This is a genomic window from Arthrobacter sp. 05L44 (assembly GCF_056397605.1).
In genome coordinates, this window is record NZ_JBFTNS010000009.1 from 53,471 (window position 1) to 72,025 (window position 18,555).

Below are 18,555 nucleotides of genomic sequence, written 5' to 3' on the forward strand. Positions count from 1 at the left end.
CCTAGCCTGCCAGCTTGTACACGGTGGCGTTACCCACGGTCTGGGCCTGGTAGTTGGCGGCCACCCAGGTGGCGACCTCGGAGTTGCCCCCGCGGCCCCCGCCCATGCCGCCGGAGATGAAGTAGCCGATCTCGCCGCGGTCCACCATGGCCTGGAACTGGGCGAGCGTCGGGTAGGGGTCGCCGCCGTTCCAGCCGCCCAGCGCAATGACGCTGGTGCCGGTGGCGAGTTCCAGGCTGGCTGCTTCGGTGGCGCCGGAGACAATCGCGGACCATTTGGTGCCGGAGGACTTCAGCAGGGTCGAGAGTTCGGACGACGATGTCGCGCCGCCCGGGCCCGCCGAGGGTCCGAATCCGCCGCCCATCGCGGACGCCGTCGGACCTGAGGTGGGGATCGAACCCGAGTGCGGCTGGGCCGCCGTCGCCAGCGTCCACGCGGCGGTTCCCAGCCCGCCGGCCAGGAGGGAGAGGACCACGACGGCGGCCGTGGCGGCTTTGCGGAGCCGCACCGGGAGCGCGGCCATGCTGTCGACCTGGAGCAGGAGGGCCGCGGCGGCCAGTACGCCCAGGGCCACCACGATCACACGGAGGCCGGGCAGCCAGGCCGGGTCGCGGCCCAGGAGGGCGGCCGACCATGCCGAGGTGGCGAGAACCGTGACGGCCAGGACGATCCGCGCCGGCCAGTGCATCCGGCCCCGCCACAGCTCCGCGGATCCGATGCCGACCAGGGCCGCAATTGCCGGGGCCAGTGCCACGGCGTAGTACGGATGCACGGTGCCGCTCATAAAGCTGAAGATGCCGGCCGTGACCACCAGCCATCCGCCCCACAGCACCAGCGCAGCGCGGGTGGATGACGTGCGGGCCTCACGCCGGGTGAACCACAGCCCGGCGGCCAGCAGGATCAGGGACGCCGGCAGAAGCCATGACACCTCGCCGCCGAAACTGGTGCCAAACATCCGGGTGAGGCCGGCCGTGCCGCCGAAGCCCACGTTGCCGCTGCCGCCCGGCCCTCCGGCATTGCCGCCAAAGCCGCCGCCGGGCATTCCTCCGCCAGTTCCCGTGATCCGGCCCAGGCCGTTGTAGCCGAACGTGAGTTCCAGGAAGCTGTTGGTCTCCGACCCCGCCATGTAGGGCCGCGCCGAGGCCGGCGTGAGCTGGAACAGGGCCAGGTAGCTTCCCGCCACGACGGCAATGCCGCCGGCGGCCGCCAGCAGGTGCAGGAGCCTGCGGCCCAGCGTTGTCGGGGCGGCCCAGAGGTAGGCGAGGGCCAGTCCGGGCACAATCAGGAAGCCCTGCAGCATCTTGGTGAGGAACGCCAGCCCAACCACCGCGCCGGCGGCAGCAAGCCACTTCCAGCCGGCCTTTTCGATCGCGCGGGTGGTGAAGTACGCGGCCAGCACCAGGCAGAGGGTGAGCATGGCATCGGGGTTGTTGAAGCGGAACATCAGGGCGGCCACGGGGGTCAGGGCCAGGGCGCCGCCGGCCAGCAGGCCGGCGGCCGGGCCGGAGACGCGCTTGACGGCCAGATAGAGAACGCCGACGGCGGCCACGCCCATCAGCGCCTGGGGGATGAGCATGCTCAACGCAGAGAAGCCAAAAATCCGTCCGGACAGGGCCGGGATCCAGAGGGCCGCCGGCGGCTTGTCCACGGTGATGGCGTTGCCGGCGTCGAGGGAACCGAACAGCAAGGCGGTCCAGTCCTTCGTGCCCGCCTGGATGGCCGCGGCGTAGAAGGAGTTGGCGTAGCCGGTCGCTTCGAGGTTCCACAGGTAGAGGGCCTCGGTGAGGAGCAGCAACAGGGCCGCCGAGGGCCGCACCCAGCGCGGTTGGGCCCCGAAGAGCAAACGCCCGCGGCGGTTCTGGACCCCGCCCGGGGGCAGATCGGCGGGCCGGGGCGCCCGGGCGGTCTGCGCCGGGGGAGCGGGGACGCCGTTGGTGGTTTCGGCGGCGGGGCTAATGGTTGCGGTCATTTACTTGGCCGTTTCTGTGCTGGGGAGGGGAAGGGCAGGGTCGCCAGCCGGAGCGGGCACCGGGACGGTCCGGTGGCGGAAGACCACCAGCCGGAAAAGCAGGAACTTTACGGCGGTGGCGGCGAGGTTGGCCGCGGTGACGGTGGCCAGCTCCAGCCACCGGTCGGTCGTGCCGGACATGCCGTGCACCAGGGCCAGTGCGCCCGAGGTGAGGGCCAGCCCGATCCCGAAGACCAGCAGGCCCTCGAAGTGGTGGCGCGCGGCCTGGCTGCTGCCCTGGATGCCGAACGTAAACCGCCGGTTGGCGGCCGTATTAGCCACGGCGGTGCTGAGGAGCGCCAGGAAGTTCGCCAGCTGGGGGTTCATGAGACCGCGGCACAACAAGAAGATGAGCAGGTAGGCCAGGGTGGAGGCCACCCCGATGCTGCCGAACCGCACCAGTTGACCGAACAGGCTCCCGCCGGGGCTTTGTTCCTGCGCCCGGGACGACGCCGGCAGTGGTCCGCGGGCCAGGGCGGCGCGGAGCTCGGGAACCGGAATGCGGCCCGAGAGCAGGTCCCGGCTGAGGCGGGCCATCCCGCGCAGGTCGGCGAGGGCCGTCTGGACGATGTCCACGCTCGAATCTGGATCGTCGGTCCAGTCAACGGGGACTTCATGGACCCGAAGGCCGCACTTTTCGGCCAGGACTAACAGCTCGGTGTCAAAGAACCACGCGTTGTCCAGCGTGTGCGGCAGCAGCTGCCGGGCCACGTCGGCCCTGATCGCTTTGAATCCACACTGCGCGTCGCTGAAATGCGCGCCCATCAGGGACTGCAACAGGAGGTTGTAGCCGCGTGAGATAAATTCGCGCTTCGGCCCGCGGACCACCCGCGAGTTACGGGTCAGCCGGGTCCCGATCGCCAGGTCCGAGTGGCCCGAAATCAGCGGGGCCAGCAGCGGGCCCAGCGCCGCGAGGTCGGTGGACAGGTCCACGTCCATGTAGGCCAGAACGGGCGACGAAGAAGCCAGCCACACCTTCCGCAGGGCATTCCCGCGGCCCTTTTCGGCCATGTGGACCACCGTCACTTCGCGTAGTTCGCGGGCCACGCGCTCCGCTGTCTGGAGTGTGCCGTCGGTGCTGGCGTTGTCCGCCACCGTGATCCGGAACGAGTGCGGGAACGAGCCCCGCAGATACGCGTGGAGCCGGCGCAGACAGGCTTCGAGGTCGCGTTCCTCATTGAAAACGGGAATGGTGACGTCCAGCAGCGGACTGCTGGTACGCGGGACGATAGCTGCGCGCCGGGTGCCGGGGCCGGTCAACACCGGGCCGGCCGGCGTCGCCGGGGAGTGGGGCAGGGTTCCTGGGGCCTGGTCTGTGAACGTCATGGTTCCACTTTTCAGGCCGCCCATTAGAGGGCTTTAGGGTCAAGCTGTGCTGGGGCTGTGGAAGTCCGGGCCGCGGCGGATTACGACGACGGCGGCACTGCCGGAAGGCGGACGGCGAACTCGGTCCGTCCGGGCCGGGACGAGACTTCGACGGTGCCGCCGTGGGCCGCGACAATCGACTGCACAATGGACAGCCCCAGGCCGCTGGTGCCCTCGGACGCCGTGGCGGCGACCGCCGTCGTGCCCCGCCCGGGCAACGAAACCGCGGGCGCCGCAGCGGTAGACACAGCCGCCGTGGCCGGGTTGGCGCGGGAGGCGTCGGCCCGGGCGAAGCGCGCGAAGACCCGGCCGATGAATTCGGGGGCGATGCCGTTGCCGTTATCCGTCACGGTGACCACGGCGCTGCCGTCCGCTGAGCGCATCACACCGGTGACCACCTTCGTCCCGGGGTCCGTGTGTTTGCGCGCGTTGGAGAGCAGGTTGGCGAGGACCTGGTGGAGCTGGGTGGCGTCGCCGCGGACCACCACGGGTTCGTCCGGGAGCTCGAGCTGCCAGCGGCGGTCGGGGGCCATGACCTTTTCGTCGCTCACCGTTTCCACGGCCAGCTGGGTGAGGTCGACGTCGGTGATCTTCAGCGGCTGCCCCTCGTCCAGCCGGGCCAGCAGCAGCAGATCCTCCACGAGGGTGGTCATCCGCTCGGACTGGCTCTGGACGCGGGCCAGGGATTTCGCGCCGTCGGGCGAGAAGTGTTCGGTCATGCGCATCAGTTCGGTGTAGCCGCGGATGGCGGTCAGCGGGGTGCGGAGTTCGTGCGAGGCGTCGGCCACGAACTGCCGGACCTTCATCTCGCTCTCCTGCCGCGCTTCGAGGGCGTTGGAGACGTTGTCCAGCATCTGGTTCAGCGCGTGCCCCACGCTGCCCACTTCCGTTCCCGGATGGGCGGCCGACGCCGGGACGCGTACCCCCAGCGCCACCTCGCCGGCGTCCAGAGGCAGGCGGGAGACTTTAGTGGCCACCTCGGAGAGCTGCTCGAGCGGCTTCATGGTGCGCCGGATGATGGCGGTGCCGGCCAGGCCGATCAGCACGAGGCCGCCGGCGGACACAATGGCGAGGGTCCAGACCAGCGAGGCCAGGGTGTTTTGTTTTTCCTCCAGCGGCAGTCCGGTGACAATGATGTCCCCGTAAGGGGCGCGGACGGCCGTGAGCCGGTAGGCGCCTGCCGACAGGCTTCGTTCCACCGGGATGCCGTCCGGGGTTAGTGCCAGGAGGACCGCATTGTCATCGGGGGAGAGGCTCTTGCGGGTGGCGTCCCCGGCCAAAAACCCCGGGTTGCTGACCGTGCCGTTGGCGATCCGGGCGTTCAGCGTCCCGATGCCCTGGCCGCGCGCCTCCAGCGGGTCGGGCCGGCGGCCGGAGTCGTCCGGGACCGGCCGGCCGAACTCGCTGGCGCGGTGGGAGGCCTGGGCCAGCTGGGTATCGAGCTGCCGGGTCAGGAACACGTCCATGGAGGCGTAGCTGACCACGCCTACGGCCCCGCAGATCGCCACCAGCAACGCCATGGCCACCAGGACCAGGCGGGTGCGCAAATGCCAGGTGGACGGGTTCCGCCAGTCGCGGCCGGGCGTTGGCGTCACGCCGGAAAGGGTAGGCACGGATCAGTCCGCCGGTTTCAGGACGTAGCCGGCGCCGCGCACGGTGTGGATCATGGGTGCGTGGTTGGCGTCGATTTTCTTGCGCAGGTAGGAGATGTAGAGCTCGACAATGTTCGCCTGGCCGCCGAAATCGTAGTCCCAGACGCGGTCCAGGATCTGGGCCTTGCTGATGACCCGTTTGGGGTTTTCCATGAGGTAGCGCAGCAGATCAAACTGGGTTGCGGTCAGGTGCAGTTCCTCGCCGGCCCGGGTGACGTCGCGGGTATCGACATTGAGCACCAGATCGCCCACGACCAGCTCGGCGGTGTCCATGGCCGCCACCCCGGAGCGCTGCACCAGCCGGTGCAGCCGCAGGAGTACCTCTTCCATGCTGAACGGCTTGGTGACGTAGTCGTCGCCGCCCGCCGCGAGGCCGGTGATACGGTCCTGCACCGCATCCTTTGCCGTCAGGAACAGTGCGGGAACTTCCGGTGCGAAGGCCCGGATGCGGCTGAGGAGTTCGACGCCGTCGAACCCCGGCAGCATCACGTCCAGCACCAGGACATCGGGCCGGAAGTCCTTGGCCAGTTTGACCGCCGTCGGCCCGTCACCGGCGACGGCCACGGACCAGCCCGCCATCCGCAGGCCCATGCTCATGAGCTCGGAGAGGCTGGGCTCGTCGTCCACCACCAGCGCGCGGATCGGCGAGCCGTCCGGGTGCGTGAGCTGGGGAAGGTTGTTGGTGGTGGAGTGCGAAGTGGCCATGGAACGACTCTCCGATCTGCCGTTAGGGGGCGGCTTTAGGAACCCTGTGCGGCACCTGTGAATCCCAGACTACCGATCTGGATGCCCCGCGCAGCGGCGAAAGGTCACAGGCGTGGCCTTCGGACCGCACAGCCCCGGCACAGGATCGCTCAGCACTCTGGGGTGGACATGATCAAGCACCCTGACAGGAGTAACACCATGAGCGGTCAGCACCCCGGAACCGGACCCCGGCCCGTCCCCGAACACCACTCCGGACACAGTTCCCAGCACAGCCTCGAGCACGGCTCCGACACCCCGCCCCAGGCCGCACCGGCACCCGTGACCACTCCCTACGCAACACAGGATTACGCAACCGGGGATCACGCAACACGGGGGTACGCAACGGGGGAGCCGGTTTTCCAAGGCCCGCATCCCGACCCGGCCCAGGCCCCGGGGTGGGGTGCCCCGCCCCAGCCGGGTTGGGGTGGCCCGGCCACCGCGGCCCAAGCCCCCGCTCCCGGGTGGGGTGCACCGGCAGGACCCGCCGCACACGCCCCGGCCGGCAAGCAGTGGACCGTCAAGCGTGGCGTGGCTGTCGCGGGGGCGGCCGTGGTCCTCGCAGCCGGAGCCGGAGTGGGGGTCTACGCCCTGACCTCGAGTTCGGCCGCTGCCAGCGGAACCGCTGCCGGTGCGGCGGGCGGACCCGGCCTGGGCGGCCAGGGTTCCGGCCAGGGGATGCAGGGCATACAAGGCGGAGCGCAGGGCGGCTTTGGGGGAGGCGGCATGCCGGGCCAGGGCGGTCCCGGCGATTTCTCCGCCGGCGGCATGGGCGGGCTGAACGCGGCCGTGCACGCCGAATATGTGGTGCTTGAAGGCAGCACCTACACCACCCGGGCCGAGCAGCTGGGAACCGTCAGCGAGGTCAGCTCGACGTCGGTCACCATCAAGAGCAGCGACGGTTTCACGCGCAGCTATTCCCTGGGCAGCGACGTGGTGGTGAGCAATATGCAACAACGGCGCCAGCAGGCCGGTGGCACAGGAACCCAGCTGAGTGTCTCCGACATCGTCGCCGGGGCAACGGTGCGGATCGTGGCCGCCAAGTCCGGTTCCGGATACGCGGCGTCGTCCGTGCAGCTGGTGCAGGCGACCGCCACCGGCCAGACCAACTGATCCGGGCCCGTGGCCCCCGGTACCAATGGTACATACCGGCCAAACCGCGCCTGTATCGCAAGTATGCTGACTTTTTATGGGCTCGCCAGAATTGTGATTTGCGCTACAATCGCCCTTTTTGTCTCACAATGCGGACTTGGCAGTCCATTGTTACTTGCTAGTTCTCATTGTTACGTTGCACACTTCAATTGTGAACAAGAACTCAACAGCACCTGCAGCCGCAGCTTCCGGGATCAGCGCACCAGCTGGTACTGAGATGCGCTGTTGTCGAATGCACGCCTAACTTCTACACCCCAGAACGTTTATAGGCATTCGCCCCCAGCCCAGCGTCGGGCGCCCCTCCCCAGTTTTCATTGCGGGGAAATCAGCATTCGAGCCGCGATGACGGCCATTCACATTGAGGTAAGCATTCCATGTCAGTTGCATCCGGATACGTCCACATCTCCGTCCGTAACGCCAATAAGGCCGGCCAGGCGGGCCTCCGCCAGGGTTTCGGCGGCCGTCCCAGCTTTGGCCCTGCCGCATCCGGCAACAGCTTTCCCGCCCCGGGCTATGCCGCGCAGGGCTACAACCCGAATTCCTACGGCCAGCTCCGCGCCGTCCCCGCGGCCGAGTCTGCTCCGGCCACGGCTCCCACCCCGGTGATCGCCCCGGGCGCAGGCGGCCCGGTCCGTCCCGTGCCGAACGACAACGTGGCCCGCGGATTTGTGCTCTACATGGGCATTGACGAGGAGACCGCGGCGGCTGCCGGCACTTCCATCGCCAAGCTCGCCCAGGAAATCCGCGCCTACGCCCAGTCCCTGGTCTCCGGTGCCGAGAGCTACGCCGCCGTCGCCGTCGCCCCGGCGTCCGCCCCGGGGTCCGCGCTCGACGTCGTCCGGTCCACCTTCGGCGATCCGACGGCGGGGGCCCGCCAGCGCGCCGAGAACGCGCGGCTGCAGCAGCCCCAGGATCCGCGCCCGTCCGGCGTGCTTATTGACCTTGCCCGCCGTGAAGTGGCGCTCGACGGCGAATCGCTGAACCTTACCTTCAAGGAATTCGAGCTCCTGAACTACCTCGTCGAGAACGGCACCCGCACCGTCGGCCGCGATGAACTGCTTGAGGGCCTGTGGCGGAACGCCGAAGAGGTTCCCAACGAGCGCACCATCGACGTGCACATCCGGCGCCTGCGCTCCAAGCTCGGCCGCCTGGCCAACACCGTCCGGACCGTGCGCGGCCAGGGCTACCGGTTCTACGAGCACCCCGAAGTTGTAGTCTGGGCCGCTCCGGAATACTCCATCTAGGCTGGCTTGTGCGAAGCGCCCGTCCCCTCTCGGGGCGGGCGCTTTTCGCTTTCGCGGCACGATCCCTCGGCGCCTGCCCTCGTTCCTCGCGCAACAACGGCGCTTTCGGGATGTGCCGCTGCGCTTCAGCGCCCTCGCAAAAGGCACTGCCTCTCTGCGCGGGTACGGCCTTGTGGGGTTTGGGCCTCCGCGGCTGGGGTGGGCGGGGGAACGGGGGAATCGCGGCGGCTGGCCGCACTAGGATTGAGCCATGAGCGCGCATCACATCAAACAGCTGGTGCTCATGCGGCACGCCAAAGCGGACTGGCCGGGCGGCGTCGCGGATCACGACCGGCCGCTGGAAGAGCGCGGACACCGGGAAGCGCCGCTGGCCGGACGCTGGCTCCTGAAGCACGGCGTCGTCCCCGACTTCATCCTGTGCTCCAGCGCCCTCCGCACCCGCCAGACCTGCACCTGGGTGTGCAGCGAACTGGGGGACAAGGCGCCGACCCCGAAACTCGAGGACGGCCTCTACGGAGCCTCGGCCCTGCACATGCTGGCAGTCATCAACCATGTCCCGGATACCGTGACCACCCTTATGGTGATTTCCCACATGCCCGGCGTGCAGGACCTCGCCATGCATCTGGCGTCCCGCGATTCGAACCATGACGCCTACATGGACGCCGCCACCCGCTACCCCACCAGCGGCCTGACTGTCCTGGAAACCGAAAAGTCCTGGGCCGAGCTGGACGGCCAGGACGCGCGGCTGACCCACTTCACGGTTCCGCGCGCGAAGTAGCGCCCAAGGGCGGGCTATTCCATGGCCAGCGACCCGTTTGTGTTGTTTACTAATGCTGTAATTGCTTTTACTGCCGGTGTTACTTAGCTACCGAAGGAAAAGGTGAATCACCGTGGATTCAGGACAGCTCGTAGGGATCATTATCGGCATCGTTGTGGTGCTCGCGATCGTTGCGGTGGCAATCTATTTCAGCCGCAAGCGCAAGACCGACGCGGACCGGAACCGGGCCGCAGAAATGCGTGAAAGGGCCGAGGCCGACCAGCTGGCCGCCAGGGACCACGAAGCCAAGGCAGCCCGCGCCGAAGCCGACGCGAAGGCAGCCGAGGTCGAGGCCGAACGGCTGCGCCTGCAGGCCCGCGGCACCCAGCAGGAAGCCGAAACAGCCCGGATGGGCGCCGAAGAGCAGCTCCGCCGGGCCGACGAGGTCGATCCCGACGTCGCAACCGAACCTGGCGCCGATGAAACCCGTGGCGCCGATGAGACCCGCGCCGCCGGGGAGTACGACACCCGGACCCGCGACGCGGAAGCCGCCAACGGCCAGCCGCACGAAGAGCTGCGCCGGGACCGCGGTGAGCGCGAACGCCGGGCTGAATCTGGCGGAACCGAAGGATTTCCCGGCGGTACGGCCCCGGCGCACGACCCCGGGGACCCGCACGGCGACCGGCCGCGCAACCTCTAGCGAACGGGCCCCGTGAGCTAACGGGCCCCCGCGAGCTAACGGCGGGACGGGGCTTTGCCGGCCGGTTTGGCGGGGCTCTTTGCTGGGGGTTTGGGTGTGGCTGGCGACGACGGTGTGGCGGGCCGCTTCACGGCGGGCTTGGCCGCAGCGGACGACGTCGGGGCCGCGGGCCGCTTGACGGTTGAGGATGCCCGCGCAGGGGTGCGCGGGGCTCCGGTTCGCGGCGCCGGACTTCGTTGGGCCGGGGTGCGCTGCGCCGTGGAGGTGCGCTGCGCTGGCGAGGTACGCGGCGCAGCTGGCCGGGCCGCCCCCGAACGCGGTGCTGTGGTCCTGGCGGCGGTCCGGGCGGCGGGCCTGCGTGATGCGGGCGCTCGTCCGCCGGCGGCAGGACGGCGGGTGGCGTGGCCCCGTGGTGCCGCACCCCGGCCCGGTAGGACGGTACCGGCGAGGAGCAACAGCAGGGTCGCGGCGCCGGAGGCCGCGGAGAGGTAGAAGTACAGGTCCGGGTGGTCGGAATCAACGTTGGTGGACAGCGCATTCGGATCCGGGTTGAAGGCCAGTCCCCATTGGCGCAGGAAGGCAATGCCGAAGGCGATGAAGAGAATGCTGCCGACCCCGCTGGCCAGGAGCGTCTTGTGCCGCCGCCGGACCAGGACCTCGGCCACACACGCCACGTAGGCGATCGCTGACGCGGCCAGGAACCACAGTCCCACGGTTTCGTTCAGGGTGGCGCCGGCGAGCACCAGCAGGGCCAGGGCTGCCAGTGAGGCTCCGATGGCGGTCTTCCCGCTTTTACCCATGTGGCGCATGTGACCAATCATCCCCGAGCAGGGCTACTTCACCACGTAGCCACGCATGCTCGCCATGATGGCGGCAACGCTCTGCGCCCTGGTGCGCTCCGGATTGTAGGTCTGACGGTCCAGCCCCACCACAAAACACGCCCCGAAGATCGCGGTCTCCAGGCTGCCGCGCGACACCCCGGGATCCACAGGGTAGCGGGCCGCCACGGCCTCGATCGCGGCGCCGATCACACCAAGGAGCCGGCCGCGGAGTTCGCTGAAGGTGTCCTGCCATTCGCTCGGTGTCCGCCAGTTCTCGCTGACCCAGAGCCGGGCAAAGGACGGGTACTCGGCCATAAAGTCCATGGCCTGGCCGATCATTTCCTCCATCGCCAGCAGCGGGTCCGCCGACTCGTCCTTGACGCTCAGCAGCCGGGCCATCAGGATGTCCACGCCGTGCCGCAGCAGCTGCGCGATCAGATCGGACTTGCTGCCGAAGTTGTAGTAGACCGTGCCCTTTGAGACTCCGGCGGCCGCGGCGATTTCATCCACTGTCACACCGGCGGCGCCGCGTTCGCCGATCAGTTCCATCGAGGCCTCGAACAGCTTCTGCTTGGTCGCGTTGGTACGGCCGGGGCGGAGCTTTTTGGCGCCGTCGCCGTCGGACGCCGCTGCCTCGCGGGGCTGGGTGCTCATACGGAGATCTCCGGCTTCAGGGTCTTGAGCGTCCAGAACTTGTGTTTCCGGACGGCGACGGCGGACATCGCCAGTCCCAGCAAAGTGTAGCCAACCAGGCCCAGCATGGTGGGTGCGACGCCGGCCAGGTCGGCGCCGTAGATCAGGTGGCGCATGCCGTTGACCACATAACCCATCGGCAGGATCTGGTGCACCACGTGCAGCGGTTCCGGGGTGGTCTGCCAGGGGAAGGTGCCGCCGGACGAGACCAGTTGCAGGACCAGCAGGATCAGCACCACCAGCTTGCCGGGCGAGCCGAGCAGGGCCACTACACCCTGGATGATGGCGCTGAAGGCCATGGCGGCCGCCAGCATCAGGACCCACATCAGCACGGGGTGGGCGGGGTTCAGGCCCAGCCCCACGTCCACCACCAGGGTCAGCAGGCTGGCCTGGACCGCCGCGACGGCGAGGAAGGGCAGCCAGCCGCCGACGGCGATCTTCCAGGTCGGAGCGTTGGAGGCCAGGGCACGCTGGGTGACCGGGCGCATGGCCTGGACCAGCATAAACACGCCGATCCACAGGGCCAGGGTGAGGAAGAACGGTGCCAGCCCGGCGCCGTAAGAGCCTGCCTTGGCCTGCGAGACGTTGCTGACCGCGACGGGGTCGGCCATCACCTTGGCGAGGCGGCCCTTCTGGCCGTCGTTGGGGTGCGGGACCTTTCCGGCGCCCTTGTCCAGTTCCGTGGCCAGGGTCGCGGCGCCATCGGCGGCGCTCCGGGCGCCGTCGGCAAGCCGGCCGGCCCCGGCGTCGAGCGTCCTGGCACCGTCAGCAAGCTTGGCGTTGCCGTCAACGGCGGTCTGCTCCCCGGCGGCCAGCGCGGCTGAACCTGCCGACAGCTGGTCGGCGCCGGCCGATGCCTGGGAGATGGCACCGGTCAGGGCCGGTGTGGAGGCGGCAAGTTTGGCCGCCCCGGCACTGACGGCCGCGGACCCGTCGGCCAGCTGCTGGATCTGGGCCGCATCGGCCTGGACCTTGGACTTGGCCTGCGCTGCCGGGTCGGACGCGGCAGCGGTGTCGAAGTCGGCCAGGATCTTGGCCGCCTGCTCCGGAGTGATCACGCCGGCGGCGATCAGCCGGTTGTTGGACTGGACCACCCGGTCCCGAAGGCCCCGGTCCGCGGCGCCGAGCTGTACGACGGCGTCCTGGACCTTCGTGTTCAGGGCCGCGTTGCCGGCCGCCACCTGGGCGGCGCCGTCGGCGAGCCGCTGCGAATCGGCGGGCAGCGTCGACGTCTTGTCCTTGAGCTGCCCCAGACCGGCGCTGAGCTGGCCGGCACCGGCATTGAGCTGGTTGGCGCCGTCCCGCAGCTTGGTTTGTCCGGCGTAGAGCTCGTTGGCACCGCTGCTGAGTGCGCCGGTCCCGGAGTGCAGGCTGACTGCCCCGTCGCGTAGTTTGGCGACGCCCTCGGAGAGTTTCCCGGCCCCGTCGGCAGCCTTGAGCATCTGGGTATGGATCGTGCCAAAGCCCGTCAGCAGCTGGTTGGCGGTCTCTTCACCCACCTCCTTCGCGACGGACGCGTGCACGGCGGTGGTGAGCTTGTCCACGATGGTGCCCAGAAGGTAGTTGTTGGCGTCATTGGTGGTGACGTTCAGCATGGCCTGGTTCGCGGCGTCGAAACTTCCCGGCGAGACGAGGTTGGCGGAGAAATCCTTGGGGATCTTGAGCGCAAACGCGTACTCGCCGCTGCTCACGCCCCGGTCGGCATCCTCGGAGCTGGAAACGGTCTTCCAGTTGAAGACGTGGCCCTCCACCAGGCTCTCAGCAACCTTCCGGCCGGCCTCAAGCCGTGTGCCGTCCGCTGCGCTGGCACCGGAGTCCTCGACCACCAGGGCGGCATCGATCTGGTTGAGCTTGCCGTAGGGATCCCAGTTCGCGTAGAGGTACACCGCGCCATAGAGCAGGGGCACCAGCGTCAGGGCCAGGATGGTCAGCTTCGGCAGCAGGCCGCCGGTCATGCGCTTAAGTTCGGAACGGGCCAGCCGCAGCACGGTCATCGGGCCTCCTCGGTTTCGGTCTCCAGGGGTGCGTCCTCGGGCTCGGGTGCCGGGACGGCATTGCCAATCTCTTCGGCCGGACCGGTCCACCCCGTCGGGATGCTGCCGACCGTGGCGACGACGGCCAGCGGCCGCCCGCCGTCGTGCGCCAGTTCCTGGAGCAGCGGAAGCCAATCGGCCGGATCCCCACTGTGGCGGTCCGGAGAGTCGACCACCAGCAGGTCGGTGTGGGGATTCGCCAGGGCCAGGGCCGTCAGCAGTTCCAGGCGGCGGTGCGCGGGCAGCTCCTCGGCCCAGCTTCCAGCGATGTCCTCAAAGCGGTTGACCTTGAGCCAGGGTGTGCTCAGCAGGGCGCCGCGGTAACGGCGGGGGATGAGGGCGAGGTCCTCGGTCACCAGGTCGCGCACGCTCAGGTGCGGTTCCGGTTCGCTGACGCCGGGAGCGTCGACGACCGCGCTCGCCTGCCGCAACTGCTTGATGCGTCCGGCGCCGTCCCACTGGACGGTCCCGCCGGAGGGCTTCATCCGTCCGCTGAGGGTCAGGGCGAGTGCGGTGCGCTGGTCCTGGCGCTGGCCGGTGACAAGCAGGAGTTCACCCCGGCCGACCTGCAACGAGGTGGTCGGAACCAGGGGGTCACGCCGGCCCTTCACGTGAAGCTGTTGTACGCGGAGCAAGGGATGCCTTTCGAAGGATGATCTTCTCCAAGGCTAACTAAACTGACCGGTCAGTTCAAATAGATGGGAGCAACGGGACACAGAAGGGCCCCGGAGCCGGGCTCCGGGGCCCTTGTGGGGGCGTCGCCTAGAGGCCGTATTCCTCCAGGAGCCGCAGCCATACCTCGCTGATGGTGGGGTAGGAGGGGACAGCATGCCACAGCCGGCTGAGGGGAACTTCGCCCACGACGGCGATCGTCGCGGCGTGGAGGAGCTCGGCCACGTCGGGCCCGGCGAAGGTTGCGCCGAGCAGCACCTTGCGGTCCTCGTCCACCACCAGCTGGGCCCAGCCCTTGTAATGCTCGGAATGCAGCGACGACCCCGCCACCTGGATGGGCAGCTGCACGGAGGTGGCGCGGTAGCCGTCCTTTTGTGCCTGCTCCAGGCTGCGGCCCACCGACGCCAGCTCGGGGTCGGTGAAGACGACGTTGGGAACAGCGTGGTCGTCGGCCGTGTGGGCGTACGGACTCCAGGCGCCAGGCTCGCCAGAGAGGGTTCCCTTGGCCCGGGCGGCAATCGCGTCGCCGCTGGCCCGCGCCTCGTATTTGCCCTGATGGGTCAGCAGGACCTTGCCTGCGGCGTCGCCGACGGCGTACAGCCAGGGGGCGTCGTTATTGCCCTCCGCGCCCAGGACGAGTCCGCTCGCATCCGTGCTCAGCCGCCGGGTGGCCTCCCCGCCGTCGCCCAGCCCCACGCTCTCCAGACCAAGGCCCTCGAGCGCCGGGTGCCTGCCGGTGGCGACCAGGAGCTTGTCCACGGTGACGGTGCCGCCGCCCGCCAGGGTCAGGGTCAGGGCTCCGTCCTCATCCTCGTGGACACTCTCGGTTCCGGCGTGGAGGTGGAGCTCGACGCCGTCGGCCCGCAGCCCGGCCTGGACCAGCTCCGCCGCGGGAGCCGGAAAGGTCCCGAGGAGGCCGCCGCGGGCCACGACCGTCACGGCCGAGCCGAGCCGGGCGAAGGCCTGGGCGAGTTCGGTCCCGGCTACACCGCCGCCGAGTACCCCGAGACGGTCGGGGATTTCCCGGGCCGAAGTGGCCTCCCGTGTCGTCCAGAAGTCGGCGTCCTCGAGCCCTTCGATGGACGGAATGCTGGGGCGCGAGCCGGTGGCCAGTACGACGGCGTGGTGCGCGGTGAGTGCGTAGTTGTTGCCGTCCAGGCCGGCGACTTCCACGCGGCGGGTGCCGGTGAGCCAGCCGTGGCCGCGCAGGAGCTCGATGCCGGTGTCCTCGACCCACTTGACCTGGCTGTCGTCCTGCCAGTTGGAGGTGAAGTAGTCCCGCCGTTTCAGCACCGCCTCGGCATCGAGCACGCGGGTCACTGCCTCTTCGGCGCCGGGGACGGTCTGGGCGCCGTGGAGCGCGGTGCCGGGCCGCAGCAGGGCCTTCGAGGGCATGCAGGCCCAGTAGGAGCACTCGCCGCCCACCAGTTCCGCTTCCACCAGGACGGCGCTCAGTCCGCCCTTCACCACGCGCTGGGCCACGTTCTCGCCCACCGCGCCCGCTCCGATCACAATGACATCGAATTCACGCTCTAGGTGTGCCGTCATGGCAACAGCCTAACCCCGCCGGGACTGTACCCGGGGCGGGGCCCTGTGCAGGAGGTGGGACGTCCGCTACCCTGAGGGTCACCCGGGGGAGGAGTCCACTGATGTGTGCAGCCGCAATGAGTGGCGCCGGCGCGGTGCCGCCCCGCCGCCGGGGTGCGCAGGAACGGCTGCGTGCCCTGCAGTCCGGCATCATCGAACTGATTCTCGAACGGGAACTGGAACCGGGTGACCCGCTGCCCACCGAGAACGAGCTGACCGGCGTCCTGGGCGTCGGCCGAAACACCTTGCGGGAGGCGCTCAAAGTGCTCCAGGCCGTGGGTGTCATCGAGATCCGCCACGGCTTCGGTACGTTCGTGGCCGCGAGCAACTTCGATGCCCTGGTGGAAGGGCTGCTGTTCCGGGCGCGCCTCTCCCTGCGGCACCAGGCGCGGGAAGCCCTGGAACTCATTGATGCCCGGCGGCTGCTGGAGTCCGGACTGGTCGGCACGGCGATAGCGGCCCTGCAGCCGGGCCAGCTGGCGGGGCTGGAGGCGGCCGTGCTGAGGATCGAAGAGCTGGCACGTTCCGGCGAGCCCTTCGTCGAGGCCGCAGCCGACTTCCACCACCTGCTGTTCGAGCCACTGGGTAACGCGCAGCTGCAGGGCCTGCTGGGCGCGTTCCGGACCGTCGGCCGCAGGATCGAGCTGGAGCGGTCCGTGGCCGGCGTCGACCGGCCCGGCGATGCTGTGCGCTACCGGCAGCTGTACCAGGCAGTGGCCGCGGGGGACGCGGACCTGGCCGCCGAACTGCTGGGCAGCCACTTCGGGACGATCCGCCGCAGGGTTGAGGCGGCGGCGGAGGACTAGGGCAGGCGGCCCGGGGAACCAGGCGGGGAACACAACGCGCCCCCTAAACCGGCCGGGAAACCGGACGGGAAAACAAAAAGATCCGCACCGGCGGACCGGTGCGGATCTTTTTACTCTGTGCGCCCAAAGGGATTCGAACCCCTGACCTTCTGTTCCGTAGACAGACGCTCTATCCAGCTGAGCTATGGGCGCATTCTCGGATCTTCGGGAACTTCTCGCTCCCCGAACCTCGAATTACTTTACGCGAGGTGGGCCCGGAGTGCCAAATCGTGAGGCATGTAATCTGCCTGACTAGACCGGTCTACGTGACCTTCGTCACAAAAATGGCGACGATTCCCCAGGGAAAACCTTGACTTTCTGCGGTTTTTGCTCCGCGCTCCCGGAGTCAACCCGTATTTGGGCCCAAAAATGAATCCGCCGCGAGCCCTACATTTAGGACACACCACTGAACCCGAGGAAGGGAACCGTAATGGGCGATCTGGCGCGACTGCCGCTGCTTGAGAAAGCACCCACCACACATGCCGGGCTGCTGGCATGGGTTGAAGAGGTTGCTGAACTGACCCAGCCGGACCAGATCCACTGGGTTGATGGTTCGGAAGAGGAGAACACGCGGCTCACTGACGAGCTCGTGGCCGCCGGCACCCTGACCCGGCTGAACGAGAAGCTCTTCCCGCACTCCTTTGCAGCGTTCTCCGACCCGGCCGACGTCGCCCGCGTTGAAGAGCAGACCTTCATCTGCTCCGAAAACAAGCGGGACGCGGGCTTCACGAACAACTGGATGGACCCGTCGGAGATGAAGGAAAAGCTGCGCGGCCTGTTCAGCGGCTCCATGCGCGGACGCACCATGTACGTCATCCCGTTCGTGATGGGCCACCTCGACGCCGAGGACCCCAAGTTCGGCGTCGAGATCACCGACAGCGCCTACGTGGTTGCCTCCATGCGCATCATGGCCACCATCGGCACCGAGGTCTTGGACAAGATCACGGCAACCAACGCCTTCTTCGTCCCGGCCCTGCACTCCCTGGGTGCCCCGCTGGCCCCGGGACAGGCGGACGTCGCCTGGCCCTGCAACCCGGACAAGTGGATCGTGCACTTCCCGGAAGAGCGGTCCATCTGGTCCTTCGGTTCCGGCTACGGCGGCAACGCCCTCCTGGGCAAGAAGTGCTTCGCGCTGCGTATCGCCTCCGTGATGGCCCGCGACGAGGGCTGGCTGGCCGAGCACATGCTCATCCTGAAGCTGACCTCGCCGGAGAAGAAGAACTACTACGTCTCCGCGGCCTTTCCGTCGGCCTGCGGCAAGACCAACCTCGCCCTGCTGGACCCCACCATCGAAGGCTGGAACGTCGAGACCCTCGGCGATGACATCACCTGGATGCGGATCGGCAAGGAAGGCGAACTGCGCGCCACCAACCCCGAGGCCGGCCTTTTCGGCGTCGCTCCGGGCACCGGCTGGGGCACCAACCCCAACGCCATGCGCGCCATCGCCAAGGGCCACAGCATCTTCACCAACGTGGCTCTCACCGACGACGGCGGTGTGTGGTGGGAAGGCATGACGGACGAAGTCCCGGCGCACCTGACCGACTGGCAGGGCAACGACTGGACGCCGGCGTCGGACAAGCCCGCCGCGCACCCGAACTCCCGTTTCTGCACGCCGATCTCGCAGGTCGACATGCTCGCCGAGGAGTACTACAGCCCCGAAGGCGTTGAGGTCTCCGCGATCCTGTTCGGCGGCCGCCGCAAGACCACCGTGCCGCTGGTGACCCAGGCCCGCAACTGGACCAACGGCATCTTTATGGGTTCGACGCTGTCCTCGGAAACCACCGCTGCCGCGGCCGGCCAGGTGGGCGTGCTCCGGCGCGACCCGATGGCCATGCTGCCCTTCATCGGCTACGACGCCGGCGACTACCTGAAGCACTGGATCAGTGTCTCCGGCAAGGCCAACCCGGAGCGTCTGCCGCACATCTTCCTGGTCAACTGGTTCCGCCGCACGGCCGACGGCGGCTTCGCCTGGCCGGGCTTCGGGGACAACTCCCGGGTGCTGAAGTGGGCCATCGAGCGCATTGAAGGCAAGGCCGACGCGGTCGAGACGCCGATCGGCTTCGTCCCGACCGGCCACGCCCTGGATCTGACCGGCCTGGACCTGACCCACGCCCACGTGGAAGACGCCGTCCGCGTCGACCGCGAGGAATGGGACGCCGAGCTCGCCTCGATCGAGGAGTGGTACGCGAAGTTCGGCGACTCGCTGCCGGACGCGCTGCGCGCCGAGCTCGGTTCCCTCAAGGAGCGGATGTCCGCGCACTAGCAGGATGACCAACGACGGCGGC

General features: G+C 68.8%; 15 protein-coding genes and 1 tRNA gene. 6 read left to right on the plus strand and 10 right to left on the minus strand.

What is annotated here, in order from left to right:
- Position 1: 1 nt before the first annotated feature.
- The 4 genes from AC1DHY_RS14490 to AC1DHY_RS14505 form a co-directional block, all read right to left on the minus strand.
- The gene (locus AC1DHY_RS14490) at positions 2–1,969 is read right to left on the minus strand and encodes a glycosyltransferase family 39 protein (RefSeq protein ID WP_476903811.1); all 1,968 of its coding nucleotides are present in this window, start codon (positions 1,967–1,969) and stop codon (positions 2–4) included.
- Entirely contained in the window at positions 1,970–3,334 is a 1,365-nt protein-coding gene (locus AC1DHY_RS14495) for a bifunctional glycosyltransferase family 2/GtrA family protein (RefSeq protein ID WP_476903812.1), read from the minus strand. It abuts the gene before it with no gap.
- A gap of 80 nt (positions 3,335–3,414) precedes the next feature.
- A complete protein-coding gene (locus AC1DHY_RS14500) occupies positions 3,415–4,968 on the minus strand; it encodes a HAMP domain-containing sensor histidine kinase (RefSeq protein ID WP_476880353.1) in 1,554 nt (517 codons plus the stop codon).
- A gap of 21 nt (positions 4,969–4,989) precedes the next feature.
- A complete protein-coding gene (locus tag AC1DHY_RS14505) occupies positions 4,990–5,730 on the minus strand; it encodes a response regulator transcription factor (RefSeq protein ID WP_476880354.1) in 741 nt (246 codons plus the stop codon).
- A gap of 567 nt (positions 5,731–6,297) precedes the next feature.
- Here AC1DHY_RS14505 and AC1DHY_RS14510 point away from each other — a divergent pair.
- From AC1DHY_RS14510 to AC1DHY_RS14525, 4 genes are all read left to right on the plus strand, one after another.
- Entirely contained in the window at positions 6,298–6,879 is a 582-nt protein-coding gene (locus tag AC1DHY_RS14510; RefSeq protein ID WP_476903813.1) for a hypothetical protein, read from the plus strand.
- A 413-nt stretch (positions 6,880–7,292) separates the two neighbouring features.
- Positions 7,293–8,162 carry a winged helix-turn-helix domain-containing protein gene (locus tag AC1DHY_RS14515; protein WP_476903814.1) on the plus strand — a complete coding sequence of 290 codons (870 nt, stop codon included), beginning with the start codon at positions 7,293–7,295 and terminating at the stop codon, positions 8,160–8,162.
- Between the two features lie 250 nt (positions 8,163–8,412).
- Entirely contained in the window at positions 8,413–8,940 is a 528-nt protein-coding gene (locus AC1DHY_RS14520) for a SixA phosphatase family protein (protein WP_476880557.1), read from the plus strand.
- 112 nt (positions 8,941–9,052) lie between these two features.
- Positions 9,053–9,619 carry a hypothetical protein gene (locus AC1DHY_RS14525; RefSeq protein ID WP_476903815.1) on the plus strand — a complete coding sequence of 189 codons (567 nt, stop codon included), beginning with the start codon at positions 9,053–9,055 and terminating at the stop codon, positions 9,617–9,619.
- A 35-nt stretch (positions 9,620–9,654) separates the two neighbouring features.
- Here AC1DHY_RS14525 and AC1DHY_RS14530 read toward each other — a convergent pair whose 3' ends face one another.
- From AC1DHY_RS14530 to AC1DHY_RS14550, 5 genes are all read right to left on the minus strand, one after another.
- Positions 9,655–10,419: a hypothetical protein gene (locus AC1DHY_RS14530; RefSeq protein ID WP_476879153.1), complete on the minus strand. Its 765-nt coding sequence runs from the start codon at positions 10,417–10,419 to the stop codon at positions 9,655–9,657.
- A 33-nt stretch (positions 10,420–10,452) separates the two neighbouring features.
- Complete coding sequence (locus AC1DHY_RS14535; RefSeq protein ID WP_476903816.1) at positions 10,453–11,094, minus strand: TetR/AcrR family transcriptional regulator; 642 nt, start codon at positions 11,092–11,094, stop codon at positions 10,453–10,455.
- Complete coding sequence (locus tag AC1DHY_RS14540; RefSeq protein WP_476903817.1) at positions 11,091–13,127, minus strand: YhgE/Pip family protein; 2,037 nt, start codon at positions 13,125–13,127, stop codon at positions 11,091–11,093. The genes AC1DHY_RS14535 and AC1DHY_RS14540 overlap by 4 nt, the downstream gene beginning before the upstream one ends.
- On the minus strand, positions 13,124–13,801 hold the full coding sequence (locus tag AC1DHY_RS14545) for an ABC transporter ATP-binding protein (RefSeq protein WP_476879150.1): 678 nt from the start codon (positions 13,799–13,801) through the stop codon (positions 13,124–13,126). The genes AC1DHY_RS14540 and AC1DHY_RS14545 overlap by 4 nt, the downstream gene beginning before the upstream one ends.
- A 127-nt stretch (positions 13,802–13,928) precedes the next feature.
- Positions 13,929–15,386 (minus strand): dihydrolipoyl dehydrogenase family protein, encoded by a 1,458-nt coding sequence (locus tag AC1DHY_RS14550; RefSeq protein WP_476903818.1) that lies wholly within the window; start codon positions 15,384–15,386, stop codon positions 13,929–13,931.
- 101 nt (positions 15,387–15,487) lie between these two features.
- Here AC1DHY_RS14550 and AC1DHY_RS14555 point away from each other — a divergent pair, with 101 nt between their 5' ends.
- Entirely contained in the window at positions 15,488–16,231 is a 744-nt protein-coding gene (locus AC1DHY_RS14555) for a FadR/GntR family transcriptional regulator (RefSeq protein WP_476879148.1), read from the plus strand.
- Positions 16,232–16,349: 118 nt separating this feature from the next.
- Here the strand turns inward: AC1DHY_RS14555 and AC1DHY_RS14560 are convergent.
- Positions 16,350–16,423, minus strand: a tRNA-Arg gene (locus AC1DHY_RS14560).
- A gap of 277 nt (positions 16,424–16,700) precedes the next feature.
- Between AC1DHY_RS14560 and AC1DHY_RS14565 the strand changes: the two genes are divergently transcribed.
- Positions 16,701–18,533, plus strand: a complete 1,833-nt coding sequence (locus AC1DHY_RS14565; protein WP_476903819.1) for a phosphoenolpyruvate carboxykinase (GTP) — start codon at positions 16,701–16,703, stop codon at positions 18,531–18,533.
- The last annotated feature ends 22 nt before the right edge of the window (positions 18,534–18,555 follow it).